The 25,857-nt window shown below is 72.1% G+C and carries 25 protein-coding genes; 17 read left to right on the top strand and 8 right to left on the bottom strand.

The annotated features are described in order from the left end of the window. Positions 1 to 248: 248 nt before the first annotated feature. Positions 249 to 503, bottom strand: a complete 255-nt coding sequence (locus ACFYTE_RS07525) for a hypothetical protein (protein ID WP_388706785.1) — start codon at positions 501 to 503, stop codon at positions 249 to 251. Then, entirely contained in the window at positions 503 to 1,366 is an 864-nt protein-coding gene (locus tag ACFYTE_RS07520; protein ID WP_388706170.1) for an oxaloacetate decarboxylase, read from the bottom strand. The genes ACFYTE_RS07525 and ACFYTE_RS07520 overlap by 1 nt, the downstream gene beginning before the upstream one ends. A gap of 277 nt (positions 1,367 to 1,643) precedes the next feature. Here ACFYTE_RS07520 and ACFYTE_RS07515 point away from each other — a divergent pair, with 277 nt between their 5' ends. After that, a complete protein-coding gene (locus ACFYTE_RS07515) occupies positions 1,644 to 2,045 on the top strand; it encodes a VOC family protein (protein ID WP_388706167.1) in 402 nt (133 codons plus the stop codon). Here the strand turns inward: ACFYTE_RS07515 and ACFYTE_RS07510 are convergent. The 3 genes from ACFYTE_RS07510 to ACFYTE_RS07500 form a co-directional block, all read right to left on the bottom strand. Then, entirely contained in the window at positions 2,028 to 2,729 is a 702-nt protein-coding gene (locus ACFYTE_RS07510) for a helix-turn-helix domain-containing protein (protein WP_388706165.1), read from the bottom strand. The genes ACFYTE_RS07515 and ACFYTE_RS07510 overlap by 18 nt on opposite strands. A 10-nt stretch (positions 2,730 to 2,739) precedes the next feature. Then, positions 2,740 to 3,675, bottom strand: a complete 936-nt coding sequence (locus tag ACFYTE_RS07505; RefSeq protein ID WP_388706163.1) for an AraC family transcriptional regulator — start codon at positions 3,673 to 3,675, stop codon at positions 2,740 to 2,742. Positions 3,676 to 4,083: 408 nt separating this feature from the next. Then, a complete protein-coding gene (locus tag ACFYTE_RS07500) occupies positions 4,084 to 5,238 on the bottom strand; it encodes a YihY/virulence factor BrkB family protein (RefSeq protein WP_388706160.1) in 1,155 nt (384 codons plus the stop codon). A 141-nt stretch (positions 5,239 to 5,379) separates the two neighbouring features. Between ACFYTE_RS07500 and ACFYTE_RS07495 the strand changes: the two genes are divergently transcribed. From ACFYTE_RS07495 to ACFYTE_RS07425, 15 genes are all read left to right on the top strand, one after another. Then, positions 5,380 to 7,017, top strand: a complete 1,638-nt coding sequence (locus tag ACFYTE_RS07495) for an acyl-CoA dehydrogenase family protein (RefSeq protein ID WP_388706158.1) — start codon at positions 5,380 to 5,382, stop codon at positions 7,015 to 7,017. Positions 7,018 to 7,299: 282 nt separating this feature from the next. Then, positions 7,300 to 8,577: a GAF domain-containing protein gene (locus ACFYTE_RS07490; protein ID WP_388706156.1), complete on the top strand. Its 1,278-nt coding sequence runs from the start codon at positions 7,300 to 7,302 to the stop codon at positions 8,575 to 8,577. A gap of 186 nt (positions 8,578 to 8,763) precedes the next feature. Beyond that, on the top strand, positions 8,764 to 10,095 hold the full coding sequence (locus ACFYTE_RS07485; protein WP_388706154.1) for a hypothetical protein: 1,332 nt from the start codon (positions 8,764 to 8,766) through the stop codon (positions 10,093 to 10,095). Between the two features lie 17 nt (positions 10,096 to 10,112). Further along, complete coding sequence (locus tag ACFYTE_RS07480) at positions 10,113 to 10,685, top strand: GNAT family N-acetyltransferase (RefSeq protein WP_388706151.1); 573 nt, start codon at positions 10,113 to 10,115, stop codon at positions 10,683 to 10,685. A gap of 127 nt (positions 10,686 to 10,812) precedes the next feature. Further along, positions 10,813 to 10,896, top strand: a complete 84-nt coding sequence (locus ACFYTE_RS07475; protein WP_310739661.1) for a putative leader peptide — start codon at positions 10,813 to 10,815, stop codon at positions 10,894 to 10,896. 126 nt (positions 10,897 to 11,022) lie between these two features. Further along, complete coding sequence (locus ACFYTE_RS07470) at positions 11,023 to 12,720, top strand: nitrite/sulfite reductase (RefSeq protein WP_388706149.1); 1,698 nt, start codon at positions 11,023 to 11,025, stop codon at positions 12,718 to 12,720. After that, positions 12,717 to 12,956, top strand: coding sequence for a hypothetical protein (locus ACFYTE_RS07465; protein ID WP_388706823.1), 240 nt, complete (start codon positions 12,717 to 12,719; stop codon positions 12,954 to 12,956). Before ACFYTE_RS07470 ends, ACFYTE_RS07465 begins: the two co-directional genes overlap by 4 nt. Then, positions 12,953 to 13,663: a phosphoadenylyl-sulfate reductase gene (locus tag ACFYTE_RS07460; RefSeq protein WP_388706147.1), complete on the top strand. Its 711-nt coding sequence runs from the start codon at positions 12,953 to 12,955 to the stop codon at positions 13,661 to 13,663. Before ACFYTE_RS07465 ends, ACFYTE_RS07460 begins: the two co-directional genes overlap by 4 nt. Before the next feature lie 26 nt (positions 13,664 to 13,689). Next, the gene (cysC, locus tag ACFYTE_RS07455) at positions 13,690 to 14,226 is read left to right on the top strand and encodes an adenylyl-sulfate kinase (RefSeq protein WP_388706782.1); all 537 of its coding nucleotides are present in this window, start codon (positions 13,690 to 13,692) and stop codon (positions 14,224 to 14,226) included. Then, complete coding sequence (gene cysD / locus ACFYTE_RS07450) at positions 14,223 to 15,158, top strand: sulfate adenylyltransferase subunit CysD (protein ID WP_388706144.1); 936 nt, start codon at positions 14,223 to 14,225, stop codon at positions 15,156 to 15,158. The genes cysC and cysD overlap by 4 nt, the downstream gene beginning before the upstream one ends. 1 nt (position 15,159) lies before the next feature. Then, a complete protein-coding gene (locus ACFYTE_RS07445; RefSeq protein ID WP_388706141.1) occupies positions 15,160 to 16,494 on the top strand; it encodes a sulfate adenylyltransferase subunit 1 in 1,335 nt (444 codons plus the stop codon). 223 nt (positions 16,495 to 16,717) lie between these two features. Then, positions 16,718 to 17,830, top strand: a complete 1,113-nt coding sequence (locus tag ACFYTE_RS07440; RefSeq protein ID WP_388706138.1) for an aliphatic sulfonate ABC transporter substrate-binding protein — start codon at positions 16,718 to 16,720, stop codon at positions 17,828 to 17,830. A 33-nt stretch (positions 17,831 to 17,863) separates the two neighbouring features. Further along, positions 17,864 to 18,643 (top strand): ABC transporter ATP-binding protein, encoded by a 780-nt coding sequence (locus ACFYTE_RS07435; protein WP_388706136.1) that lies wholly within the window; start codon positions 17,864 to 17,866, stop codon positions 18,641 to 18,643. Next, positions 18,630 to 19,520, top strand: a complete 891-nt coding sequence (locus ACFYTE_RS07430; RefSeq protein WP_388706133.1) for an ABC transporter permease — start codon at positions 18,630 to 18,632, stop codon at positions 19,518 to 19,520. The genes ACFYTE_RS07435 and ACFYTE_RS07430 overlap by 14 nt, the downstream gene beginning before the upstream one ends. 8 nt (positions 19,521 to 19,528) lie before the next feature. Then, on the top strand, positions 19,529 to 20,350 hold the full coding sequence (locus tag ACFYTE_RS07425; protein WP_388706131.1) for a sirohydrochlorin chelatase: 822 nt from the start codon (positions 19,529 to 19,531) through the stop codon (positions 20,348 to 20,350). A 198-nt stretch (positions 20,351 to 20,548) separates the two neighbouring features. Here the strand turns inward: ACFYTE_RS07425 and ACFYTE_RS07420 are convergent, their stop codons facing one another. Both ACFYTE_RS07420 and ACFYTE_RS07415 read right to left on the bottom strand, forming a co-directional pair. Further along, positions 20,549 to 21,169, bottom strand: a complete 621-nt coding sequence (locus tag ACFYTE_RS07420) for a TIGR03086 family metal-binding protein (RefSeq protein WP_388706129.1) — start codon at positions 21,167 to 21,169, stop codon at positions 20,549 to 20,551. A 98-nt stretch (positions 21,170 to 21,267) separates the two neighbouring features. Beyond that, positions 21,268 to 21,816, bottom strand: coding sequence for a DUF1697 domain-containing protein (locus ACFYTE_RS07415; RefSeq protein WP_388706126.1), 549 nt, complete (start codon positions 21,814 to 21,816; stop codon positions 21,268 to 21,270). A gap of 412 nt (positions 21,817 to 22,228) precedes the next feature. Here ACFYTE_RS07415 and ACFYTE_RS07410 point away from each other — a divergent pair, with 412 nt between their 5' ends. Then, the gene (locus tag ACFYTE_RS07410; RefSeq protein ID WP_388706124.1) at positions 22,229 to 24,472 is read left to right on the top strand and encodes an MMPL family transporter; all 2,244 of its coding nucleotides are present in this window, start codon (positions 22,229 to 22,231) and stop codon (positions 24,470 to 24,472) included. Between the two features lie 88 nt (positions 24,473 to 24,560). On the opposite strand, the gene mgt is transcribed toward ACFYTE_RS07410, so the two are convergent. Beyond that, positions 24,561 to 25,772 (bottom strand): macrolide-inactivating glycosyltransferase, encoded by a 1,212-nt coding sequence (gene mgt, locus ACFYTE_RS07405; RefSeq protein ID WP_388706122.1) that lies wholly within the window; start codon positions 25,770 to 25,772, stop codon positions 24,561 to 24,563. Between the last annotated feature and the right edge of the window lie 85 nt (positions 25,773 to 25,857).

The raw sequence follows: 25,857 nt of genomic DNA, 5'->3' as shown, positions 1-25,857 counted from the left end.
GCCCCCCGCCGTGCCGACCCCGCAGCGGACGGAGCCCCCGGCAGCGACAACGGCCGGCGGACCCGGGCAGCACGAGCGCTGTCGCCCTGAAGGGGCGTGGGGAACCGCACGCCCAGCCACAACGCTCCCGCACCCGGCCACTGCCGCGCTGCCCCACCCGGAGCCGGCCGCGCGCCGTGGTGTCTGCACCGATGCGGAGGTGCGGCCGGGCACCCTTCGGCGGGGCCCGGCCGTCGGCTCCGGTGGGGTCAGTCCTCGTCGTCCGCGGCGCCCTCGCCCATGAGGGCCTGGATGGCGTCGACGGCGCTGCCGTCATGATCGCTGCCCGCGGTGCCGCGGCCGGTCTGGAGGTTCGCCGTGCGGTCGACCTCCAGGATCGAGTCGGACCGCGAGTTGTCGAGGACGGTGATCAGGCTGCCGTCCGCGACCGCGGGCGTGGCCGCGGCCCCGAGCAGGGCCGCGGCGGCCACCGTCGCCGCGCGCAGCCCGGGCAGGGCACGCATCACACGCCCACGCTCTCGGGCACCTGCCGGTCCCGGGCGATGTTCTGCTCCAGCAGCCGGGTGGACGCCCTGACGCCGACCCCGCTCGCCGCGTCCACCTCGGCCAACCGGCCGTCCGCCGCCTTGAGTTCGGTGAGCGCTGAGTCCATCGCCTGGTGGGCCGCGAACAGACACGGCGTGCTGTAGATCGCGACGTCCACGCCGAGGTCGGTCAGCTCGCCCAGCGACAGCCGGGGCGACTTGCCGCCCGCGATCTGGTTGAACAGCAGCGGCTTGCCGCCGACGACCTCGCGGATCCGGCGGATCCACGCCACGCTGCGCACCCCGTCGACCAGCACCACGTCGGCGTCGGTGGCGGCGAGCCGCTCGGCCCGGTGCAGGATGTCGTGCTCGTCGGTGGCGTCCGTACGGGCCACCACGACCAGGTCCTGACGGGTCGCCAGCACCTGCTCCAGCTTCTCCAGGTACTCCTCCAGCGGCAGCACCTGCTTGCCGTCGGCGTGGCCGCAGCGCCGCGGGCGCTTCTGGTCCTCCAGGATCACCCCGGAGGCGCCGATCCGCTCCAGACCCTCGACGACGTGGCAGGCGACCTCGGGGTCGACGTAGCCGTCGTCGATGTCCACCAGCAGGTGGTGGTGCGGGAACGCGCCCCGCAGCCGCTGGACGAACGCGACCATGTCGGGCCAGGCGATGAACCCGATGTCCGGCAGGCCGTAGTACGAGGCCGCGAAGCCGAAGCCGGAGACGAACATCCCGTCGTAGTGCTGGGCCGCGATCGACGCCGAGTACATGTCGTACACGCCGATCAGCGGAGTGGTCCCCGGCGCGGCGATCCGCTCGCGCAGTTTCTTCCCGTGCGTCATGGTCTGACTTCCTCCCGTAGGGGGTGGTCCTTTACCAGGACAAGAGGATGTCTATGGGTTCGCGTGACCATCACCCTGCGCGCGCTTTACTCACTCCATCGGCGCAAGCGGTTCACCGGAGAAACGTCACTGGTCGTCGTCGCCACGGGCCGCCCAGCCGATGCCATCGCGCAGGTGGGCGCGGAAGTCGCACCACTCATCCCGCTCCGCCCCCGGCGCCCGGGGAGATGTCCGATTCGTTCAAGACCGGCGGCCCGCCCGCGCCTACGGTGACGGCATGACTCCACGATTCGCCGTGATCGGCGTGGTCGCCTCCGACCTGCCCGCCTCGCTCGCCTTCTACCGCCGCCTCGGTCTGGACTTCCCCGCGGGAGCCGAGGAGCAGCCGCATGTCGAGGCGGAACTGCCCGGCGGGCTGACCTTGGCCCTGGACACCGAGGAGACCGTCCGCTCCTTCGCCCCCGGATGGCGCCCGCCGGCCGGCGGGGGCCGGGTCGCGCTCGCCTTCCGATGCGCCTCGCCGACCGAGGTCGACGCCGTGTACCAGGACCTGGTGGACGCCGGTTACCACGGAGAGCTGAAGCCGTGGGACGCCTTCTGGGGGCAGCGGTACGCCACCGTGCACGACCCCGACGGCAACGGCGTCGACCTGTTCGCGCCGCTACCCGCCGCCGAGTAGCCGCCCCAGCGGCATACCCGCCAACTCCCGTACGTCCCGGGACAGATGGGGCTGGTCGGCATAGCCGGCCCGGATCGCGGTCTCGGCGAGCGGCACCCCGGACCGGGCCAGCCGCAGGGCCCGCTGCAGGCGCAGCACGCGGGCCAGCGTCTTCGGGCCGTAGCCGAACGCGTTACGGCTGCGGCGGTGCAACTGGCGGGCGCCGATACCGAGTTCGTCGGCGGTGGCGGCCACCGGACGGCCCGCTTCCAGGGCCTCGACCAGGCGGGTCACCCAGCGCTCGGGCGCCGCCAGGTCGGCCGCCCGCTCCAGGGCGATGTCCTCCAGCGCCGTCACCGGGTCGGCCGCCGCGTCGACGCGGGCGGCCAGGCGGCGCACCTGCGTGGCGGACCACAGGTCGGCCAACTCCACCCGCTGGTCGCGTAGTTCGTGTGCGGGCACGCCGAAGAACGCGGGCGCGGTGCCCGGCCGGAAGCGGAGGCCGGCCCAGCGGCGGGCCGGACCGTGAGACGTGTACGCACGGGTGTCCGGGCCCGCGACCAGCAGCCGGCCCTCGTTCCACAGCAGGTCCATGCAGCCGTCCGGCAGCACGGGCCGGCCGGCGGCGCCGTCCGGGGCGATGTCGTCCGGGGTGATGTGCCACACCACCGCGCCGGTCAGCCGGGACGACCGCTCCTCGTACACGCGGGCCAGGTTACGCCGCCCGCCCCCGGTGCTTCTGCGGGCTGACCCCGTACACCCGTTTGAAGGCGGTGGACAAGGCGAACGAGCTGCCGTAACCGACCTTGCGGGCGGTGGCGGCGAGGGTGTCGTCGGTGTCGCGCAGCAGGTCGGCGGCGAGGGCGAGGCGCCAGCCGGTGAGATAGGACATCGGGGGCTCGCCGACCAGGTCCGTGAAGCGGCGGGCGAGCGCCGCCCGGGACACCCCGGCCTCGGCGGCGAGCGACGCGACCGTCCAGGGATGGGCCGGTTCGTCCTGGAGCAGCCGCAGGGCGCGGCCGACGACCGGATCGGCGAGCGCCCGGTACCAGGCCGGGGCGGCCGCGTCCGGGCGGGCGAACCAGGCCCGCAGGGCAGCGATGACCAGCAGGTCGAGCAGCCGGTCCAGGACGACCACCTGGCCCGGTTCGTCGCGCACGATCTCCTGCGCGAGGAACGGGGTGAGCGGGCACTCCCACACATCGGCGGTGAGGGTGAGCAGCGGCGGCAGCGCGGCCGGCGGCCGGCCGCCGATCTCGCCGTGCACCGGGTAGGTGCCGATCAGCATCACCGTGGCCCCGTCGACGCGGTCGCCCCAGGTGCGGACGCCGAGGTCCATGGATCCCCCGAGCGAGGTCCCGTCGGGGTAGCTGCACTCGCCGCCCGGCAGGATCAGCGCCTGTGGCGGGGTGTCGGGGTCGTCGGCGCAGGTGTACGGGGCCGGGCCGCGGGCGATGGCGAGATCCCCGGCGCGCAGCCGCACGCGCTCGCCGCTGTCCGGCGTGATCCAGGCGTCGCCGCGGACCATCAGCATCACCGTCAGCAGCGCCCGGTCGGCCACCCGCACGGCCCACGGCGGGTCGAAACACGCACGGATCATGAAGGCGCCACGCGCGCGTGGGCCCTCCAGCAGGCCGGCGAGTGCGTCCATGGAGGCCAGCGTAGACGCGCCCTCCGACAACCGGGCAAAGACCGCTGTCCGCACTCGGCGCAGCGGAGTTGACCCGACCACGTACCACCCATCACGGGGCGCCGCCAACAACACGGCCGGGCGTGAGGAAGCCGCCAAGCCGCAGGGGCACCCCGGGCAAGTCCCGGCCGCGAGGGCATTCAGGGGCGAGACCCCGACGCAGGACGCCGGCGCCAGAACGAACCACCGCCCGCGACACCACCAGGCACCGGAAGCGTGCCAGCCGCACGCCCCCGGAGTGTTCACAGCCGGTCATCGACACCGGGACCGGGCCCGGAACGGGGCGCCGCTGGCGACGCGGCCGGGGTCGGGGAGACCGCAGCCGCAGGGGGATCTGGGGTCGAAGTCCCCGGCGTGGGGGCGTTCGCGTTACTTGTCCGGCGAGGACGTGGGCTCGTTCGGCTTGGGGTGGGGGGTGTTCTTGAGGTGGGTGCGCAGGCGCGCGGTCACGTCTTCCGGGGGCAGGAACCGGGACCAGCGTTCGGGGAACTCGGACGGCATGTCGGGGTCGTCGGGGTCGTCGGGGTCCCGGATGGCGGCGGCCCTGGCGACGTACTCGGCGACCTGGACCTCGCGCTGCCGCTCGTTGGCGGCGCGGGCCGCGGCCGTGGCGGCGGCCGGCCAGACCCGGTCGATCGCGGCGTTCACGGCGGCGCCGACGAGCACAGCGAACGCGGACACCCCGACCCACAGCAGGACCGCCACCGCGGCGGCCAGGGAGCCGTAGATGGTGGCGCCCTCGATCGTGTGGGTCAGATAGATGCGGAGCAGGAAGCTGCCGAGGACCCACATCGCGAGGGCCACCAGCGCACCGGGCACGTCCTCGATCCACGGCGAGCGCACGGGCACGGAGACGTGGTACAGCGTGGTCAGGAAGGCGATCGACAGCACGATCACGACGGGCCAGTACAGGACCTGCACGACCGTCTCCGACCAGGGCACGATCCGCACCACCGCGTCCGGCCCCGCCACCATCAGCGGCAGCGCCACCGAGCCGATCAGCAGCGCGACGATGAACAGCAGGAACGCCATCAGCCGGGTCCGTACGATGCCCCGGACGCCGTCGAGGCCGTACATCACGGTGATCGTGTCGATGAAGACGTTCACCGCGCGGGAGCCGGACCACAGCGCGAACAGGAAACCGATGGAGATGACGTCGGGCCGGCCGCCCTGCATCACGTCGTGCAGGATCGGCTCGGCGATCTCCTTGACGCCCTTGTCCGACAGGACCGTGCGGGAGGCGTCCAGCAGATTGGTCTCCAGGCTCTGGATGGTGTCGGCGCCGGTCCAGTCGTCGACGTAGCCGAGCAGTCCGATCAGGCTCAGCAGCAGCGGCGGCACCGACAGCAGCGTGAAGAACGCAGCCTCGGCGGCCAGGCCCAGGATGCGGTACTCCAGGCAGGAGTTGACGGTGTCCTTGAGCAGCAGCCAGGCGGTCCTCCGCTTGGAGACGTTCCGGTAGAGGGCGCGTGCCCGGTGGAGGCGCCCAGAAGGCCGCTCGGGGATCTCACTTGCTGGCTGCACGACCCAAAGGTATCCGCCGTGCCGCGTCGCCCTCACCTTCCGGGGGTGCGGCCGGGGCGGGCGAGGGCCGGGCAGCACGTCCGGCGCCGCCTTTGTGTCACTGTGGTGCTCTCCGCCGTCGTCCCGGATAGGTTCGCAGACATGGCAGGCACCACCACCCACACCGTGACGAACCAGCCTCCCCCGCTGGTCGGCTACGACCTGTTCACCGCGGACCGCGCCCTCGCGGAGGCGGTCGAGCGGCACACCGACCCCGCCCTGCTCGACGAGGTGCGCGCCGAACTGTCCGCGCTCGGCCGGTCCGCCGGCTCGGTGCAGGTGCAGGAGTGGGCGGCGCAGGCGAACGAGAACCCGCCACGGCTGCGCACACACGACCGCTACGGCCACCGGATCGACGAGGTCGACTTCCACCCGGCCTGGCACCGGCTGCTGGGCAAGGGGATCTCGGCGGGGCTGACCACCGCCTGGGTCCGCCCGGCCGGGCATGTGCGGCGGGCCGCGGGGTTCCTGGTCTGGACCCAGGCGGAGGCCGGCACCTGCTGTCCGCTGTCCATGACCCATGCCGCGGTGCCCGCGCTGCGCGCCGACCCCGCGCTCGCGGCGGAGTGGGAGCCCCGGCTGACGTGCACGGTCTACGAGCGCGAGCTGCGGCCCGCCGGGGAGAAGCCCGGCGCTGTCTTCGGCATGGGCATGACCGAAAAGCAGGGCGGCAGCGACGTACGGGCCAACACGACGCGGGCCCGGCCGCTCGCCGAGCCCGGGACGTACGAGCTGACCGGGCACAAGTGGTTCTGCTCGGCGCCCATGTCCGACGGTTTCCTGGTGCTGGCGCAGGCGCCGCAGGGACCGACCTGCTTCCTCGTCCCGCGGGTGCTGGCGGACGGCAGCCGCAACGTCTTCCTCCTCCAGCGCCTCAAGGACAAACTGGGCAACCGCTCGAACGCGTCCGCGGAGGTCGAGTTCGCGGGGACCTGGGCGCGCCGGGTGGGCGAGGAGGGACGCGGGGTGGCGACGATCATCGAGATGGTCGCCGCGACCCGGATCGACTGTGTGCTCGGCTCGGCGGGGCTGATGCGGCAGGCGGTGGCCCAGGCGGTGCACCACTGCACGCACCGCGAGGCCTTCGGCGGCAAGCTGGTCGACAAGCCGCTGATGCGCAATGTGCTGGCCGATCTCGCCCTGGAGTCGGAGGCCGCGACGGCGCTCGGGCTGCGGCTGGCCGCCGCCTGTGACGACGGGGGCGAGCGGGAGCAGGCGCTGCTGCGGCTCGCGGTGCCGGCCGCCAAGTACTGGGTGACCAAGCGGTGTACGCCGGTGGCGGTGGAGGCGGCCGAGTGCCTGGGCGGCAACGGCTATGTCGAGGAGTCGGGGCTGCCCCGGCTGGTGCGCGAGTCGCCGCTCAACTCCGTGTGGGAGGGCGCCGGGAACGTGCAGGCGCTGGACGTGCTGCGGGCGCTGCGCCGCGAACCGCAGGCGCTGGACGCCTTCCTGCTGGAGGTCGGCCTGGCCCGCGGCGCGGACCACCGGCTGGACGGGGCGGTGAAGGCCCTGCTGACCGAACTCGGCGACCTGGAGAGCGTGGAGGGACGGGCGCGGCGGCTGGTGGAGCGGATGGCGCTGGTGCTCCAGGGATCGCTGCTGGTCCGGTACGCGCCGCCCGAGGTCGCCGACACGTTCTGCGCGTCGCGGCTCGGCGGCGACTGGGGCTCCGCCTTCGGGACCCTGCCGCCCTCGCTGGACCTGGCGTCGGTGGTGGACCGGGCGCGGCCGAAGCCCTGAGCGGCGGGCACGCGTCGCGGGGGTGGTGCTGCGCCGACACGGCACCACCCCCGTCTCGGGCCCGTCCGGGCCACGAGCGCCGCTCTGGGCGACGCACCTCAAGTTTTGGCCACCCTCGGGCCGACCACCAGGGTTGCAGGGGGTTGCAACATGTCGGCGGCTGTGCGCGGAGGGTATGCGTCCGGCACAAGCGAACCGGCAGTATGGGAAACGGCGGTCGGACCGGAGACGAACGCCCGGATGGCATGCCGACGACCGCTCGACGCTTGCGGGAGGATCCCAGTGGCGAACCCGCCGATGACCGTGGCCCAGCTCGCCGCCGTAGACGCCGCGCAGGCTGCGCGGTTGCTCAGCGAGGTGCGCGAGGCCACGCTGGCGGGCCGGCGTGCGCGGCTCGCACCCCGGCCGGTGATCGAGCAGTCCTGGGGGCGGATGTTGCGCGGCGGCGTCGACCCGGACCACGGCTTCAAGCCGGAGCCGCTCAGCCCGGACGAGGTGCGGCGCCGACGGGAGGGGTCGCCGCTCGCGCAGATCCTGCCGGTGCTGCGCGAGGGACTGCTTTCGGCCGTGGACACCGCCCACCACATCATGGTGGTCGCGGACGCGGACGGCCGGGTGCTGTGGCGCGAGGGTTCCGCATCGGTGCTGCGCAAGGCCGACGGTCTCGGTTTCGACCTGGGTGCCGACTGGCGGGAAGACGTCGTCGGCACCAACGGCGTGGGCACCGCGGCGGTGGTGGGCCGGCCCGTCCAGGTGTTCGGCGCCGAGCACTTCGTCCGCACGCACGCCTCCTGGACCTGTGCGGGCGCCCCGATCACCGATCCCCGGGACGGCCGGCTGCTCGGCGTGGTGGACGTCAGCGGCCCGCTGGAGACCATGCATCCGGCCACGCTGGCCTGGGTCGCCTCGGTGGCGAAGCTGGCCGAGGCGCGGCTGCGGGAGCAGCATCACGGGTCGCTGGAGCGGCTGCGTGCCGTGGCGGCGCCGGTGCTCGCGCGGCTGGCCGAGCGTGCCCTGGTGGTGGACGGGAACGGCTGGACGGCGGCGGTCACGGGGATGCCGTACACCCGGCGGGTGACGCTGCCCAAGTCGCTGACGGCGGGGCGGCGCTGGCTGCCGGGGCTCGGCGCCTGCATGGTGGAGCCGCTGGCCGGGGGCTGGCTGGTGCGCACGGTCGACGGGCAGCCGCCGCCCGCCGCGACCCGGGTGGTGCTGGATCTGGCGCGGCCGCACCGCCGGTCGGTGACGGTGTCCGCGGGTGCGGCCTCCTGGTCGCGGGAACTGAGTCTGCGGCACGCGGAGTTGCTCTATCTGCTGGCCGTGCACCGGGACGGGCGCAGCGCGGCGGACCTGGCCGAGGACGTGTTCGGCGATCCGTCCCGCACGGTGACGGTGCGCGCGGAGCTGTCGCGGATACGGCGCTATCTCGGGGCGCTCCTGTGCCACAGGCCGTATCGTTTCTGCGAGGACGCCGAGGTCGAGCTGCTGCTCCCCGACCAGAGCCGCGACCTGCTGCCGCACTCGACGGCCCCGGCGGTCACGGCGGCACGCGGGCGGTGAAAGGGTACGGCCAGTGGCATATGCGGCGCATCCGATTCGGCACATCCGGCGGTATCTTCCGCATATTTGCAGGGTCTTCGACCGCCGCGGCCCGCTCCTGCCGTAGCATCCCCCTACGGGCTCCCCACCTGCTCCATGGTCAACGTACGGACCATCAGGCGCAGTTGGCCCGCCTCGGGAGGAACTATGAAGCATCGCGGCAGACATCGCCGGCGCAGGCGGGGCCAGGCGCTGCGCGGCGTCCTGGCCGGGGCCGCGCTCGCCCTCACCGCGGCCGCCACCCTGATCAGCGCCTCGCAGGCCACGGTCGCCGACGACCCGGGCGCACTCAAGCCGCTGGCCTCCGCCGCGGATACCGCGAAGCTGCGGCTGGAGGAGCGCCCGGTGCCGCGCCGGACCCTGGACCGGCTGGCCTCCGCGATGGGCAGTCCGGTCGGTGTCGACGCCGTCCTCAGGAGCGCCGACCGCACGCTGCGCACCGCGGCCGAGTGCCCGGCCGGCGACCGGGACGCGCTACCGGTCGCGCCGGCACCCCGGCGCGCGTACTGCTGGGATCCCGCCGACGCCGTGCGGGACTGGCGGACCGCCTCGGTGACCACCTCGGCGGACGCGGACGACGACGGGCTGTGGGGCGAGCACCGTGTGCTGCTCGCGGGCGCCACGCACAGCACCACGGACGGGCCTGCCGCCGACCGGGGCCTGGCCCGGGTCGCCTTCGTGAACGCCGACGACCCGGCCCGGCCCTCCTACCGCTGGGTGCTGCTCGTGGTCCCCACCGCCGACGGCCGCGACTACCGGGGCCTGTCCTCGCGGGTCTCCGGCATGGTCTGGTACCAGGACAAACTGCTGGTCACCACGGCCGCCGACAGCACCGAAGCGCTCTATGTGTACGACCTGAACCGGATCCAGCGCACCACGGTCGACGGCACGGCGATCGGCCGCGTACCGGGCGGCTGGTCGGCCGACGGCCACCGGTATGTGATGCCCGCCGTCGCCGCCTACCGCTACCCGGCAGGGCGGTGCACCGCGACCGGCTCCCCGTGTCCGGGCACGATCTCCCTGGACCGCGGCACGGCGCCGGACAGCCTGGTCGTCGGCGAGGAGACCGCCGCCGGCGGCGACCGTCGGGCCCGGCTGTGGCGCTACTCGTTCAGTTCCGACCCGGCCCGCAGTGGACTGCTCGCCACCGATGCCGCGGGACGTGCGGACGCGGTGGAGGCGTACACGACACGGGCCGCCGGCATCCGCGGGGTGCTGTCCCACCGGCCGCCGGGCTCGGCCCGCACCGCCTGGTACCTCGGACACCCGCCCGGCGACCTGGACGGCCACGGCAGCCTGTGGCGCCAGGACACCAAGGGGGCGCGCTCGGCACGCTGCGGCTCGGACGCGGCGCACCACTGCTGGGCGGAGCACGCCGGGTCGCTGTCCTACGCGCAGCCGACCGGCGAGGTGTGGTCGGTGACCGACCGGATGCTCTTCACCGTCCCGCTGACCTCCATCGACAGGTCGCTGGGTTAGATGATTCGCTGACCCGCATGAGCACCGTCACCGTCACCACCTGGTCCCTGGAACAGATCTCCCCGGCCGACCTGCTGCCCGCCGCCGCACCCGACGGCGATGTCGGGATCGTCCGCGCCCAGGTCCCCTCCCCCGAGTTCAGCCGCTTCCTCTACGCCTCGGTCGGCGGTGACATCCGCTGGACCGACCGGCTCGGCTGGAGCCACGCCCGCTGGCTGGAGCACCTGGACCGGCCCGGCGTGGAGACCTGGGTCGCCCTCGACCGGGGCACCCCCGCCGGCTATGCGGAACTGGTCCCGCAGGACGACGGCGTCGTGGAGATCGTCCACTTCGGTCTGCTCCCGGCGTTCCGGGGGCGCGGGATCGGCGGCCATCTGCTGTCGTACGGCGCGGGCCGGGCCTGGGGCCTCGCGGAGCGGTGGCCCGAGTTGACCCCGACGAAGCGGGTGTGGCTGCACACGTGCAGCAAGGACGGTGCGCACGCGATGGACAACTACCTGCGCCGCGGGTTCCGGCTGTTCGACACCAAGGTCGAGGAGGAACGGGAGGTCCCCACACCGGGTCCCTGGCCCGGCGCATACCCTGCCTGACCTGCGTCGACAAGGTTCCCCGCGGCACTTGTGACCGATGACACCCTCGTCTCGCATGTCGAGACCAGGGTGTCCGCATGACGGACGAAGCTGGACTGTGTCCAGAACGCCGTGACACGCTTCCGTCATGCCTGGAACTGGAATCGCCTTGGTGAGTCGGCGGCACGTCGACCTCGGCCGCATGTCCAGCGCCATCTGTCCGGCGAGCTGAGCACCCCAGCGAAGCCGACATTCCCCGCATTCCCCCGCTTCTTGCGCAATGGTGCGCAGGAATGCCTCTACGCGCCCGCAGCGCAGGTCAGAGCCGTTTCCGCCTGTCCCGAAGGACGTACTCACCATGGCCGCCACTCCGCCGAACCCTGCTGCCTCCGCGCCCCGCCGCAAGGTGAGCCGTCACCGCGGAGAGGGTCAGTGGGCCGCGGGGCACTTCACCCCGCTCAACGGCAACGAGCAGTTCAAGAAGGATGACGACGGTCTCAATGTGCGGACGCGCATTGAGACGATCTATGCGAAGCGCGGTTTCGACTCGATCGACCCCAACGATCTGCGCGGCCGGATGCGCTGGTGGGGGCTGTACACCCAGCGCCGCCCCGGGATCGACGGCGGCAAGACCGCGATCCTGGAGCCGGAGGAACTGGACGACTCCTACTTCATGCTCCGGGTGCGGATCGACGGCGGACGCCTCACCACCCGGCAGTTGCGGGTCATCGGCGAGATCTCGCAGGAGTTCGCGCGGGGCACCGCGGACATCACCGACCGGCAGAACATCCAGCTGCACTGGATCCGGATCGAGGACGTCCCCGAGATCTGGAACCGCCTGGAGGCCGTCGGGCTGTCCACCACCGAGGCCTGCGGTGACACGCCCCGCGTCATCATCGGCTCGCCCGTCGCCGGCATCGCCGAGGACGAGATCATCGACGGCACCCCGGCCATCGAGGAGATCCACCGCCGGGTCATCGGCAACCCGGCCTTCTCGAACCTGCCCCGCAAGTTCAAGACCGCGATCTCCGGTTCGCCGCTGCTCGACGTGGCGCACGAGATCAACGACGTCGCGTTCGTCGGCGTCGAGCACCCCGAGCACGGACCCGGCTTCGACCTGTGGGTCGGCGGCGGCCTGTCCACCAACCCGAAGATCGGGCAGCGGCTCGGCGCCTGGGTCCCGCTCGACGAGGTGCCGGACGTCTTCGAGGGCGTCCTGTCGATCTTCCGTGACTACGGCTACCGGCGCCTTCGCACGAGGGCGCGGCTGAAGTTCCTGGTCGCCGACTGGGGCGTGCAGAAGTTCCGGCGGGTGCTGGAGGACGAGTACCTGAAGCGGCGGCTGGTCGACGGCCCCGCGCCCGCCCAGCCCGAGGAGCGCTGGCGCGACCACGTCGGGGTGCACCGGCAGCGGGACGGCCGGTTCTACGTCGGCTTCGCCCCGCGGGTCGGCCGGGTGGACGGCGCCACGCTCGCCAAGATCGCCGACCTCGCCGAGGCGCACGGCTCGGGCCGGGTACGGACCACCGTCGAGCAGAAGATGATCGTGCTGGACGTCACCGAGGAGCAGGTCGACTCGCTGGTCGCGGGCCTGGAGTCGCTGGACCTCACCGTGCACCCGTCCCCGTTCCGGCGCGGCACCATGGCCTGCACCGGCATCGAGTACTGCAAGCTGGCGATCGTCGAGACCAAGGCGCGCGGCAGCTCGCTCATCGACGAACTGGAGCGCCGCCTCCCCGACTTCGACGAGCCGATCACCATCAACCTGAACGGCTGCCCGAACGCCTGCGCCCGCATCCAGGTCGCGGACATCGGCCTCAAGGGCCAGCTGGTGCTCGACGCCGACGGCAACCAGGTCGAGGGCTACCAGGTGCACCTGGGCGGCGCGCTCGGCCTGGAGGCCGGGTTCGGCCGCAAGGTGCGCGGCCTCAAGGTGACCGCCGAGGAACTGCCGGACTACGTGGAGCGGGTCCTCAAGCGCTTCGCGGCCGAACGCGAGGACGGCGAGCGGTTCGCCGCCTGGGCCGCGCGGGCCGACGAGGAGGCCCTGTCATGAGTGAGCGGGCCGCCCCCTTCTACTGCCCGTACTGCGGGGACGAGGACCTGCGCCCGAGCGAGCAGAACCACGGCGCCTGGGAATGCGCGGCGTGCAACCGCGCCTTCCAGCTGAAGTTCCTCGGGCTGCTCGCCCGGGGCGTGAGCAGGAGTGCCGGCCCCGGCTCTCCGCAGGCGCACGCCCCTGCCGCGGGCGGCCTTCGGCAAGCCGACGACGGAGGGCACGATCGCATATGACGACCGCTCAGCAAGAGCGTACGAGTGACGAGTTGCGGACGCTCGCCGAGCAGGCGGGACGTGAGTTGGAAAGCGCGTCCGCGCTCCAGATCCTCCAGTGGGCGGCGGACACGTTCGGCCGCCGCTTCTGTGTGACGTCCTCCATGGAGGACGCGGTGGTCGCCCATCTGGCCTCGCGGGCCATGAAGGGCGTCGACGTGGTGTTCCTCGACACCGGCTACCACTTCCCCGAGACCATCGGCACCCGCGACGCGGTCGAGGCGGTGATGGACGTCAACGTCATCACCCTCACCCCGCGCCGGTCGGTCGCCGAACAGGACGCCGAGTACGGTCCGAGGCTGCACGACCGCGACCCCGACCTGTGCTGCCGGCTGCGCAAGGTGCAGCCCCTGGAGGAGGGCCTGAAGGGCTATCAGGCCTGGGCGACCGGGCTGCGCCGCGACGAGTCCACGAGCCGGGCGAACACTTTGGTCGTCGGCTGGGACGAGAAGCGGCAGAAGGTCAAGGTCTCCCCGATCGCCCGCTGGACCCAGGACGACGTGGACGCCTATGTCGCCGAGCACGGCGTGCTCACCAACCCGCTGCTGATGGACGGCTACGCCTCCATCGGCTGCGCGCCCTGCACCCGCCGGGTCCTGGCGGGCGAGGACGCGCGCGCCGGCCGCTGGGCCGGACGCGCCAAGACCGAGTGCGGGCTGCACGAATGACGATCATCGAGACCCAGGAGACGCACGTGACGAGCGGAGCCACCGTCTGGCTCACGGGTCTGCCGAGTGCCGGCAAGACCACCATCGCGTACGAACTGGCCGGCCGGCTGCGCGCGGCGGGGCACCTCGTCGAGGTGCTCGACGGCGACGAGATCCGCGAGTTCATCTCGGCGGGGCTCGGCTTCAGCCGCGAGGACCGGCACACCAACGTGCAGCGCATCGGCTTCGTCGCCGAACTGCTGGCCCGTAACGGCGTCACGGCGCTCGTCCCGGTGATCGCGCCCTACGCCGACAGCCGCGAGGCGGTCCGCAAGCGCCACGAGGAGAACGGCACGTCGTATGTCGAGGTGTATGTGGCGACCCCGGTCGAGGTGTGCTCCGAACGCGATGTGAAGGGCCTGTACGCCCGGCAGGCGGCGGGCGAACTGACCGGCCTGACGGGCGTCGACGACCCGTACGAGGAGCCCGAGGCGCCCGATCTGCGGATCGAGTCGCAGCACCAGAGCGTGCAGGAGTCCGCGGCGTCGGTGTACGCCCTGCTCAGCGAGAGGGGACTGGCATGACGACCGTCGCGAAGGCCGGCGAGGGCACGGGCACGCCGTACTCGCTGTCGCATCTGGACGCGCTGGAGTCGGAGGCGGTGCACATCTTCCGCGAGGTCGCGGGCGAGTTCGAACGACCGGTGATCCTCTTCTCCGGCGGCAAGGACTCCATCGTCATGCTCCACCTCGCGCTGAAAGCCTTCACTCCCGCACCCGTACCCTTCGCCCTCCTCCACGTGGACACCGGACACAACTTCCCCGAAGTCCTCCGCTACCGCGACCATGTGGCTGCCACACATGGCCTCCGCCTCCATGTGGCCTCCGTACAGGACTACATCGACCGCGGTGTGCTCAAGGAGCGCCCCGACGGCACCCGCAACCCCCTCCAGACCCTCCCCCTCACCGAGACGATCCAGCACCAGAAGTTCGACGCCGTCTTCGGCGGCGGACGCCGCGACGAAGAAAAGGCCCGCGCCAAAGAACGCGTCTTCTCCCTGCGCGACGCCTTCTCCCAATGGGACCCCCGCCGCCAGCGCCCCGAACTCTGGAACCTCTACAACGGCCGCCACGCACCCGGCGAACACGTCCGCGTCTTCCCCCTGTCCAACTGGACCGAACTCGACGTCTGGCAGTACATCGCCCGCGAGGACATCGACCTGCCCCAGATCTACTACGCCCATGAGCGCGAGGTGTTCCAGCGCAACGGCATGTGGCTGACGGCCGGTGAGTGGGGCGGGCCGAAGGACGGCGAGACGGTGGAGAAACGACAGGTCCGCTACCGCACCGTCGGCGACATGTCCTGCACCGGCGCCGTCGACTCCGACGCCGACACCATCGACAAGGTCATCGCCGAGATCGCCGCCTCCCGGCTCACCGAACGCGGCGCCACCCGCGCCGACGACAAACTCTCCGAAGCCGCGATGGAAGACCGCAAGCGCGAGGGGTACTTCTAGCATGACGACGACGACCACCGAGCAACACCAAGCCACCACCCTGCTCCGGTTCGCCACCGCCGGCTCCGTCGACGACGGCAAGTCCACCCTCGTCGGCCGCCTCCTGCACGACTCCAAGTCGGTCCTCGCCGACCAGCTCGAAGCCGTCGAGCACGCCTCCCTCAGCCGCGGCAAAAACGCCCCCGACCTCGCCCTGCTCACCGACGGACTGCGCGCCGAACGCGAACAGGGCATCACCATCGACGTCGCCTACCGCTACTTCGCCACCCCCCGCCGCCGCTTCATCCTCGCCGACACCCCCGGTCATGTGCAGTACACCCGCAACATGGTCACCGGCGCCTCCACCGCCGAACTCACCGTCATCCTCGTCGACGCCCGCAACGGCGTCGTCGAACAGACCCGCCGCCACGCCGCCATCGCCGCCCTCCTCCGCGTCCCCCACGTCGTCCTCGCCGTCAACAAGATGGACCTCGTCGACTACCGCGAGCCCGTCTTCGCCGCGATCGCCGAGGAGTTCACGGCGTATGCGAAGGAACTCGGCGTCCCGGAGGTCACCGCCATCCCGATCTCGGCGCTGGCCGGCGACAACGTGGTGGAGCCCTCCGCCACCATGGACTGGTACGGCGGCCCGACCGTCCTTGAGCACCTGGAGACCGTCCCGGTCAGCCACGACCTGGCGCACTGCCACGCCCGGCTGCCCGTCCAGTACGTCATCCGCCCGCAGACCGCCGAGCACCCCGACTACCGCGGCTACGCCGGGCAGATCGCGGCCGGCACCTTCCGCGTCGGCGACGCCGTGACGATCCTGCCCGCCGGCCGGACCTCCAGGATCAGCGGCATCGATCTGCTCGGCACCCCGGTCGAGACGGCCTGGACCACCCAGTCGGTGACGATCCTGCTGGCGGACGACATCGACATCTCGCGCGGCGACCTGATCGTGCCCAGCAAGGACGCCCCGGCCACCACGCAGGACGTCGAGGCGACCGTCTGCCACGTCGCCGACCAGCCGCTGACCGTGGGCCACCGGGTGCTGCTCAAGCACGGCACCCGCACCGTCAAGGCGATCGTCAAGGACATCCCGTCCCGGCTCACCCTCGACGACCTCTCCCTGCACCCGCACCCGGGACAGCTCGTCGCCAACGACATCGGCCGGGTCAAGATCCGCACCGCCGAACCGCTCCCGCTCGACTCGTACGCCGACTCGCGCCGCACCGGCTCGTTCATCCTGATCGACCCGGGCGACGGTACGACCCTCACCGCCGGCATGGTCGGCGAGTCCTTCGCCGCGCCCGAGCCGGTCAAGGACGACGACGAGAACGACGGCTGGGACTTCTGAGCATGACCACGACCGACTTCTTCTCGACGTTCGCCAAGGAGGGCGGCCGTGTCGGCAGCGGCGCCCTCGGCAGCGGGCAGGGCGGAGTGGCGCGATGTGTGCGCTGACGTACGCGCACCGCCGGCGCGCCCTCACCCCCCGCATCCCTGCCCGAAGACCTGCCGAACTCCCGGCCACGCCCTGAGAGACCGTGACCGCCGGGCCAACGAGAGGAACACCTCCCGTGCCTGCCAACCGCTCCTTCGCACTCCGCCGCGGGCTCGCCGTGGCCGCCGCGCTCCCCCTGCTCGCACTCGCCGCCTGCGGTTACGGCTCCGAGTCCAAGGACAGCTCGTCCGACCAGAAGGTCGCCGCGGGCTCCGAGAAGACCGACGGCCTGGACTCCGTCCGGATCGGCTACTTCGGGAACCTGACCCACGCGACCGCGCTGGTCGGCAACCAGAAGGGCTTCTTCCAGAAGGAGTTGGGGGCCACCAAGGCGCAGTACGCCACCTTCAACGCCGGGCCCTCCGAGATCGAGGCGCTGAACGCCGGTTCCATCGACATCGGCTGGATCGGTCCCTCTCCGTCGATCAACGGCTACACCAAGTCCAAGGGCAAGAGCCTGAAGATCATCGGCGGTTCGGCCTCGGGCGGGGTGAAGCTCGTGGTCGACCCGGACAAGATCAGCTCCCTGAAGGACGTCAAGGGCAAGCGGATCGCCACGCCTCAGCTCGGCAACACGCAGGACGTGGCGTTCCTCAACTGGATCGCGGACCAGGGCTGGAAGGTCGACGCGCAGAGCGGCAAGGGCGACGTCACGGTCGTCCGCAGCGACAACAAGGTGACCCCGGACGCGTTCAAGGCCGGCTCGATCGACGGCGCCTGGGTGCCGGAGCCGACGGCGTCGAAGCTGGTCGCCGAGGGCGGCAAGGTGCTGCTCGACGAGGCCACGCTGTGGCCGGACAAGAAGTTCGTGATCACGAACATCATCGTGTCGCAGAAGTTCCTCACGGAGCACCCGAAGGCCGTCGAGGCGGTGCTGAAGGCGTCCGTCGAGACCAACAAGTGGATCAACGCGAACCCGGAGGAGGCGAAGGCGGCGGCCAACAAGCAGCTGGAGCGGGACTCCGGCAAGGCGCTGCCGGCCGAGGTGCTGGACCCGGCGTGGAAGTCGATCCAGATCACCGACGACCCGCTGGCCTCCACGCTCGGCACCGAGGCGGAGCACGCGGTCAAGGCCGGACTGCTGGAGAAGCCCGACCTGGCCGGCATCTACGACCTGACGATCCTCAACAAGGTGCTCAAGGCCGCGGGCGAGAGCCCCGTCGACGCCGCCGGCCTCGGCACCAGCTGACCCGCTCCTACGAGTTCCCAGGAGGTGACGACCATGGCCACGACGTACGCCAAGGCCGCCGAGGCCGTCGAGCACGCGGCACGCCTTGAGCATGTCTCGAAGTCCTTCGCGGGGCCGGGCGGGCAGCAACTCGTCCTGGACGACATCAGCCTCGATGTCGCGCCGGGCGAGTTCGTCACCCTCCTGGGGGCCTCCGGCTGCGGCAAGTCCACGCTGCTGAACCTGGTGGCGGGGCTCGACGAGCCCACCGCGGGTTCGATCACGACGGACGGCCGCCCGGCCCTGATGTTCCAGGAGCACGCCCTCTTCCCGTGGCTGACCGCGGGCAAGAACATCGAACTCGCCCTCAAGCTCCGGGGCGTCGCCAAGGCCGAGCGCCGCACCAGGGCCGAGGAACTGCTCGAACTCGTCCGTCTGAAGGGCGCGTACGGCAAACGCGTGCACGAACTGTCGGGCGGTATGCGCCAGCGCGTGGCGCTGGCCCGCGCGCTCGCCCAGGAAGGCAGACTGCTGCTGATGGACGAGCCGTTCGCCGCGCTCGACGCCATCACCCGGGACGTGCTGCACGACGAGCTGACCCGCATCTGGACCGAGACCGGCGTGTCCGTGCTGTTCGTGACGCACAACGTGCGCGAGGCCGTACGGCTCGCCCAGCGTGTTGTCCTGCTGTCCTCCCGGCCGGGCCGGGTGGCCCGGCAGTGGACGGTCGGCATTCCACAGCCGCGGCGCATCGAGGACGCTCCCGTGGCGGAACTGTCCGTCGAGATCACCGAAGTACTGCGTGGGGAGATCCGCCGCCATGGCCAGCACTGAGACGAAGACGGCGGACTCCGCCGAACTGCCCGGCATCGAGGCGGGCCTCGACGCGCTGGAGACCTCCACCGCGGGCCGCACACCGCTGCGCAAGACCCTCGTCGACAAGGTCGTACCGCCGGTCACCGCGATCGTCGTGGTCCTCGTGGTCTGGCAGGGCCTGATCTCCCTCGGCATCGTCGACGACCCGACCAAGCTGCCCTCCCCGGCGGCGGTGTGGCACGAGATCCAGAACGCCTGGTTGCAGGGCACGCTGCTGGAGTACATCTGGACCAGCGTCTCGCGCGGTCTGCTCGGCTTCTGCTTCGCGCTGCTCATCGGCACCCCGCTCGGACTGCTGGTGGCGCGGGTGCGGTTCGTGCGCGCGGCCATCGGTCCGATCCTGTCCGGGCTCCAGTCGCTGCCGTCCGTGGCGTGGGTGCCGCCGGCCGTGATCTGGCTGGGCCTGAACAACTCGATGATGTACGCGGTGATCCTGCTCGGCGCGGTCCCGTCCATCGCCAACGGGCTGGTGTCCGGCGTGGACCAGGTGCCGCCGCTGTTCCTGCGCGCGGGCCGCACGATGGGCGCGACGGGTCTCAAGGGCACCTGGCATGTCACGCTGCCCGCCGCGCTCCCCGGTTATGTGGCCGGCATGAAGCAGGGCTGGGCGTTCTCGTGGCGCTCCCTGATGGCCGCCGAGATCATCGCGTCGTTCCCGGACCTCGGCGTGGGCCTCGGTCAACTGCTGGAGAACGGCCGCAACGCCAGCGACATGGCCATGGTGTTCGAGGCCATCCTGCTCATCCTGTTCGTCGGCATCGCCATCGACCTGCTGATCTTCAGCCCGCTTGAGCGGTGGGTGCTGCGCAGCCGCGGGCTGCTGGTGAAGGGCTGAGGCACGGCATGCGCACACCGGTCCGCCCCGCGCTCGTGGTGATCGCCCACGGCAGCCGCGATCCGCGGCATGCCGCGACCGTGCACGCCCTGGTGCGGCGGGTACGGTCGCTGCGGCCGGGGCTGCGGGTGGCGACCGGCTTCCTGGACTTCGACGCGCCGTCCGTGCACACGGTGCTGGAGTCCCTGGCGGCGGAGGGCGTACGGGACGTGGTGGCGCTGCCGCTGCTGCTCACCCGCGCCTTCCACGCGAAGGCGGACGTGCCCGCGGTGCTGCGGGACGCCCCGCCGCGGCTGCGGATCCGGCAGGCCGACGTGCTCGGGCCGTCGCCGCTGCTGCTGGCGGCGCTGGAGCGGCGGCTGCGGGAGGCCGGGGTGACGGCCGCCGACAAGTCCTCGACCGGGGTCGTGCTGGCCTCGGCGGGGTCCACGGACCCGGAGGCGATCGCGGTGATCGCCTCCATCGCGCGGGAGTGGCGGCGCACCGGATGGCGCGCCGTGCGGCCCGCGTTCGCCTCCACCGGATCGCCCGCGGGGTTCCCGCCCACCGAGGAGGCGGTGCGGGAACTCCGCGGGCTGGGCTGCGCGCGGGTGGCGGTTGCGCCGTACGTCCTCGCGCCCGGTTTTCTGCCGGACCGGATCGCTCGGGGCGCGCGGGACGCCGGGGCGGACGTTCTGGCCGATGTGCTGGGTTCGGGGGCGGAGGTGGCGCGGGTGGTGCTGGAACGGTATGGCTCCGCCGGGTCAGCCGGATTCGCCGGGGGGCGTCGGCTGTTGGGGGCGGGTGCGGGTGCGTGGGGGTCTTTCGCGCAGTTCCCCGCGCCCCTGTAGAGCGCAGACGTCGTCTCTCCGGTGCGGGTGCGTCGCGGCTGGGCGCGCAGTTCCCCGCGCCCCCATAGGGCGCAGAACAGCCGCGGGTCTCTCCTGGAACGCCCCTGACACCTCGGCCGTCGGGTGCGGGTGCGTGGGGGTCTTTCGCGCAGTTCCCCGCGCACCCATAGGACGCGAGTAGTCGGTGTGATGCGGGGGTCAGATGCGGTCGGTTCTTCTCGAAATGCGGTGGCCGGGCGGCCCCTGCCGTGGGTCCCGGCCGCTCGATGCCAGCGCCCGCTCGAACACGGGCGCGTTCTCGGGCACCGGCACCGGGGCGGCGAAGCCGTCGTACTGCCGGTAGAGGTCGCCGTGCTTCTCCACCACCTCAAGGACCAGGCGGGCGGCGCCGGTCGAGATGCGGAACTCCTGGCCGGTGGCGACCGCCACGTCCCAGCCGTGCACCGCCGTCTCCTTGATGATCATCCCGGCGAGTTCGACGGCCGGCATCGTCGCCAGGCCGAGGTCGATCTCGCCCTCCCACACCGAGGGGTCTGCCCAGGCGGCGACCGCGCGGTCCAGTTGGGCGGCGTACGCCTCGGCCCAGCCGGCATCGGCGGTGAAGTCACGGGCCGTCAGCTCCTCGGACAGCGGCTTGCGCAGGGCGCGGTGCTCCAGGCCGTGGGAGGTGTAGAGAACCCAGTGGTTCACGAGGGCGCGGACGTTCCAGTCGGGGCAGTGCGTGCGGTCGTCGAGCCGGTCCGCGGACACCCCGCGCGCGACGCGGGCCGCCTCGGCGGCGCATTCGGTCAGGTACGGGTACAGAGCGTCGTACGTCATGCGGTCACGCTAGGGAGCACCCGGCGCGGGCCTCTTGAACAAACGCGACAGCCCGTGCGCGATCCTCTCCCGGGCGCCGCGCATCGGGCCGCGCCGGGTCACTCTGCCGCGGCGGTCAGCTCCACCAGTTTGAGGACGGTGTTCCAGTTGCGGCTGGTGGCGATCACGTCCCTGGTCCGGCGGGGCCGGGACAGCGCATCCGCCAGCTTGGAGCGGCCGAGGCCGTCCGGCGCGTACAGGTACAGGACGCGGTCGCCGAGCCGGAACTCCTCGGGGCGGTGGGCGTCCGCGTCGATGTCCGCGTAGCGGGCCGCGTCGACGGGGGCGGAGAAGTAGGTGGCGTGGAGCTGCCTTCCTTCGAGGTCGGCGGCCGGGAAGGGGCAGGCGTCCACGACGGCCTTCAGATAGGCGTGGTCGCGCACGATCACGTCCACGGCGAAGCCGAACCGCTCCCTCGATGCCCGGCCGATCTCCGCGGCCAGGGACTCCTCGTCGCCGTGGTCCGCGGCGAAGACGGCCTGGCCGCTCTGCAGATAGGTGCGCACGCCGGCATGGCCCAGGCCCTCCAGGAGCCCGCGCAGCTCGGCCATCGGGAGCTTTCTGCCGCCCACGTTGATTGCGCGCAGCAGCGCCGCGTACGTCGTCATCCGCACACGATAGCGACGAGCGGCCGTCGTGCCCCGTGGGGGCGGGCACGACGGCCGTGCCCGTGGTCGCGGGCTGGGCCGGACTCTCGCCGGTCGCACGGGAGGCGGCAACCTCTCCACGCGCCTGTGACATGTTCGACACGCCTGCGCCATCCCGAAGCGGGCTCGTCGCCCGGAGCCGACGCGGCGCGTTCGGCGACCCTGATCCCGCTCTCCGCGGCCCCGGATAGGTGTAGGGGACAACCGTACTCCTGGGCGATGAGCCCCCGGGGTCCCACGGAATGAGCCGGGCCGGCCGCGGTTCACCGGGCAGCACGACGAGACGCGCTTATCCGGCTCCTACCTTCGAAGCGAGACGTAGCGAACGTGTGGCGGCCGGGGCCGTCACCGCACACGAGGGGGCAAGCCCGTCATGGGGAACGGAGATTCGCGGGTGCGGGGCCTGGCCGCCCGGGCCGGCGGCTGGAGCGCACGCCACCGATGGGCTGCCGTCGGCATCTGGGTGCTGTTCGTCGTCCTGGCCACGGGGCTCGGTTCGGCCGCGGGACGGGTCGATGTCGACGCGAGCGATCAGATGGGGGGCGAGACGCACACCGCGGCGCAGATCATCGATGACGCGGGGATCAAGGAACCGGCCGGTGAGACCGTGCTGATCCAGGCCCGGGACGGCTCGGTCAAGGCCACCGACCCCGCGTTCAAGGCAGCCGTCGCCGATGTCGTCGAGGCGGTCGGGGCCACCGGCAAGGTCACCGACGTGACGTCCCCGTACGACACGGAGACGATCTCGAAGGACGGCCGCAGCGCGCTGGTGCAGTTCGACATGCGCGGCGACGCAAAGACCGCCGCCGACCGGGTCGAGCCGGTGCTGAAGGCCGTCGAGGGCGTGCAGAAGGACCACGGGTCGCTGCGGATCGAGGAGATCGGCGGCGCCAGCATGAACAAGCAGTACGAGGACGCCTTCGGGTCCGACTTCAAGCAGGCCGAGTACTCCGCCGTGCCGGTCGCCCTCGGCATCCTGCTGATCGCCTTCGGCGCGCTGGTGGCCGCGCTGCTGCCGGTGGCGCTCGCGCTCACCGCGATCATGGCGACGATGGGCCTGATGGGCCTCGTCAGCCACCTCCAGCCGATGAGCGACACCGCCAACTCCGTGATGCTGCTGGTCGGCTTGGCGGTCGGTGTCGACTACTGCCTGTTCTATCTGCGCCGGGAGCGCGAGGAGCGGGACGCCGGGCGGGATGCGGGCACGGCCCTCAGGATCGCCGCCGCGACCAGCGGACGCGCGATCATCGTCTCCGGTGTCACGGTGTGCGTGGCGATGGCGGGCATGCTCTTCACCGGGATCGCCGAGTTCAAGGCGATGGGTCTGGCCTCGCTGATGGTCGTGGCGGTCGCCATGGTCGGGTCGGTGACGGTGCTGCCCGCGCTCCTGTCGCTGCTGGGCGAGCGGGTCGAGAAGGGGCGGATCCCGTTCCTGCGCCGGCGCAACCGGGGCGTGCCCGCCGAGAGCCGGTTCTGGACCGCCGTGCTGCGGGGCGTGCTCGCCCGGCCCATGGTGTCCGTCGTCGTCGCGGCGGGCGCGCTGCTGGCCGTCGCGGCGCCCGCGCTGGGCATGAAGACCTCGCAGCTCACGCTGGACCAGGAGTTCGGGGACGGGCTGCCCATCGTGCAGACGTACAACCGGGTCAACGAGGCGTTCCCGGGTGGCTCCGAGCCGGCCGAGGTGGTCGTCCGGGCACGGGACATCAACGCGCCCGAGGTCAAGCAGGCGCTGGCCGACTTCAAGCAGCAGGCGGTCGACTCGGGTGCCTCGCGCGGCCCGGTGGACATCACGCTGCACGACGCGCAGAACGTCGCCCTGGTGTCCGTGCCGCTGGTCGGCGGCTCCGACATGGACAAGGCGGGCAAGAGCCTGGAGAAGCTGCGCGACGAGGTGCGGCCGGCCACGCTCGGCAAGGTCGACGGTCTCAAGGCGCCGATCACCGGACAGGTCGCCGGCTCCAAGGACTTCAACGACCAGATGGCCGGCTCCGTCGTCCCGGTCTTCGCGTTCGTGGTCGTCTTCGCCTTCCTGCTGATGCTGCTGTCGTTCCGCTCGCTGACCGTCGCGATCACGTCGATCGTGCTGAATCTGCTGTCGGTGGGCGCGGCCTACGGCATTCTCGTCGCCGTCTTCCAGCACGGCTGGGGTGCCTCGCTGGTGGGCGCGGAGGGTGTCGGCGCGATCGTCACCTGGCTGCCGCTGTTCCTCTTCGTGATCCTCTTCGGACTGTCCATGGACTACCACGTGTTCGTGGTCTCCCGGATCCGCGAGGCACGGCTGCGCGGGCGCAGCACGAAGGAGGCGATCCAGCACGGGGTGGTCACCACGGCGGGGGTGGTCACCAGTGCCGCGGTCATCATGGTCGCCGTGTTCGCGATCTTCGGCACGCTGTCCATGCAGTCCATGAAGCAGATGGGCGTGGGCCTCGCGGCGGCGGTGCTCATCGACGCGACCGTCATCCGCGGTGTGCTGCTGCCGGCCGTGATGGCGCTGCTGGGCGAGCGGAACTGGTACCTGCCGAAGTGGCTGCACCGGCTGCCCGACCTCACCCACGACGAGTCCCCGGAGCCACCGGCCCCGACACACCGTGCCGAGGGCGAACCCGTACGAGTCTGACCCCACCCCATCCCATCCCCCCTCCACGAGGGCCCGCCGTTCCCCCGGGGAACGGCGGGCCCTCGCCCGTCCCACCGCCGAAGCCGCTTCAGTGGCGGTGGGGCGGGAGTTCGGCCTCGATGAGGTCGGCTGCTCGTGGGGTGCCGCCCTCCTGGGCCATGTCGGACTGGATGTGCTTGAGCCGGCGGGCCACCTCGGGGTCGTCGACCAGGGCGAGCGCCGTGGCCCGCAGGGTCGCGGCGTCCGCCTGCTCGGTGTCGAGGCGCCGGGCCACCCCGAGCCCCTGGAGCACGTCGGCGTTGCCGAACTGGTCCACGGCCTGCGGTACGGCGATCATCGGCGTGGCCGTGGCCAGTCCCTCCTGGCTGCCGCCCGCTCCGGCGTGCGTGACGAACAGGTCGGCCTGCCTCAGGATCGCCAGTTGCGGAACCCACGTGCGCACCTCCACGTTCGCGGGTACGACGCCCAGGTCGCCGGGGTCGACATGCCGGCCGATCTGGAGCACCAGGTGCCAGCCGGGCAGGTCTCCGAACGCGGCGACGCACTCCCGGTAGAACGCGGGCTGCTTGGTGAACGCCGAGCCGAGCGACACCAGCGCCACCCTCTCGGCGTCGGCCGGGCGCCGCCAGTCGCCCTCGGCAAAGCGGTCGCCCTGGCAGGCGCCGACGAACGTGTGGACGCGCTCGTCGACCCGGTCGGCATGGGGCTGGAGCGCCTTCGGGATCAGGACGATGGAGCGTGCGGGGCGGCCGGCGAAGGGATCGGGGTGCTGGGTGATCCCGTTCTGCGCGAGCCAGGACTCGAAGCGGGCGTAGTAGGCCCGGCCGCGCTCGGTCTTGCGCGGCTCGGCCCACATCGGCTCGGCGACCTCCTCCTCGTAGCCGTCCCAGGCGACCAGGTTCGGCGAGAGGGAGATCGCGGGCACGCCCCACCGGTGGGCGAGGACCCTGGCCGGGTAGGAGGCGATGTCGTGCAGAACGAGGTCGGGTACGCCCTGCCCGTCGTGCTCGTAGGCCTCGATCAGCTGCGGCAGTGCCTGGATCGCGTCGTTCAGGAACGGCTCCACGTTGTCCAGCAGGGTGGTCCCCCAGGCTTCGGGGTCGGCGTCCGGGCCGGGCAGCGCGGAGGTGTAGCGCACCGGCAGGGCCCCGGTCGCGGCCACCTTCTCGGCGAAGGCCGGCGGGATCGCGTACGTCACCCGGTGCCCCCGCGCGACGAGTTCGCGGATCACCTCCAGGCTGGGGTTCACATGGCCGTGGGCGGCGATGGAGAACATGGCGATATGCGCGGGAGTGGTCATACCGCGAGGCTAAGCGAGACGATACGTCTCGTGCAATGAGGTTTTCCGGCGGATGCGGGCGCGGCCGGACAGGCGCCGGAGGAGC

It is taken from the genome of Streptomyces sp. NPDC004629, from assembly GCF_042873595.1.
GTDB lineage: Bacteria > Actinomycetota > Actinomycetes > Streptomycetales > Streptomycetaceae > Streptomyces.
The sequence above is the reverse complement of the archived record's forward strand: the minus strand, read 5'-3'. Positions and strand labels throughout refer to the sequence as shown.

Bases quoted from the DNA above. Each gene is read 5' to 3' on its own strand.
- ACFYTE_RS07525 (WP_388706785.1), bottom strand. From the start codon at position 503: ATGCGTGCCCTGCCCGGGCTGCGCGCGGCGACGGTGGCCGCCGCGGCC.
- ACFYTE_RS07520 (WP_388706170.1), bottom strand. From the start codon at position 1,366: ATGACGCACGGGAAGAAACTGCGCGAGCGGATCGCCGCGCCGGGGACC.
- ACFYTE_RS07515 (WP_388706167.1), top strand. From the start codon at position 1,644: ATGACTCCACGATTCGCCGTGATCGGCGTGGTCGCCTCCGACCTGCCC.
- ACFYTE_RS07505 (WP_388706163.1), bottom strand. From the start codon at position 3,675: ATGGACGCACTCGCCGGCCTGCTGGAGGGCCCACGCGCGCGTGGCGCC.
- ACFYTE_RS07495 (WP_388706158.1), top strand. From the start codon at position 5,380: ATGGCAGGCACCACCACCCACACCGTGACGAACCAGCCTCCCCCGCTG.
- ACFYTE_RS07485 (WP_388706154.1), top strand. From the start codon at position 8,764: ATGAAGCATCGCGGCAGACATCGCCGGCGCAGGCGGGGCCAGGCGCTG.
- ACFYTE_RS07480 (WP_388706151.1), top strand. From the start codon at position 10,113: ATGAGCACCGTCACCGTCACCACCTGGTCCCTGGAACAGATCTCCCCG.
- ACFYTE_RS07475 (WP_310739661.1), top strand. From the start codon at position 10,813: ATGCCTGGAACTGGAATCGCCTTGGTGAGTCGGCGGCACGTCGACCTC.
- ACFYTE_RS07470 (WP_388706149.1), top strand. From the start codon at position 11,023: ATGGCCGCCACTCCGCCGAACCCTGCTGCCTCCGCGCCCCGCCGCAAG.
- ACFYTE_RS07465 (WP_388706823.1), top strand. From the start codon at position 12,717: ATGAGTGAGCGGGCCGCCCCCTTCTACTGCCCGTACTGCGGGGACGAG.
- ACFYTE_RS07460 (WP_388706147.1), top strand. From the start codon at position 12,953: ATGACGACCGCTCAGCAAGAGCGTACGAGTGACGAGTTGCGGACGCTC.
- cysD (WP_388706144.1), top strand. From the start codon at position 14,223: ATGACGACCGTCGCGAAGGCCGGCGAGGGCACGGGCACGCCGTACTCG.
- ACFYTE_RS07445 (WP_388706141.1), top strand. From the start codon at position 15,160: ATGACGACGACGACCACCGAGCAACACCAAGCCACCACCCTGCTCCGG.
- ACFYTE_RS07435 (WP_388706136.1), top strand. From the start codon at position 17,864: ATGGCCACGACGTACGCCAAGGCCGCCGAGGCCGTCGAGCACGCGGCA.
- ACFYTE_RS07430 (WP_388706133.1), top strand. From the start codon at position 18,630: ATGGCCAGCACTGAGACGAAGACGGCGGACTCCGCCGAACTGCCCGGC.
- ACFYTE_RS07425 (WP_388706131.1), top strand. From the start codon at position 19,529: ATGCGCACACCGGTCCGCCCCGCGCTCGTGGTGATCGCCCACGGCAGC.
- ACFYTE_RS07420 (WP_388706129.1), bottom strand. From the start codon at position 21,169: ATGACGTACGACGCTCTGTACCCGTACCTGACCGAATGCGCCGCCGAG.
- ACFYTE_RS07415 (WP_388706126.1), bottom strand. From the start codon at position 21,816: ATGACGACGTACGCGGCGCTGCTGCGCGCAATCAACGTGGGCGGCAGA.
- ACFYTE_RS07410 (WP_388706124.1), top strand. From the start codon at position 22,229: ATGGGGAACGGAGATTCGCGGGTGCGGGGCCTGGCCGCCCGGGCCGGC.
- mgt (WP_388706122.1), bottom strand. From the start codon at position 25,772: ATGACCACTCCCGCGCATATCGCCATGTTCTCCATCGCCGCCCACGGC.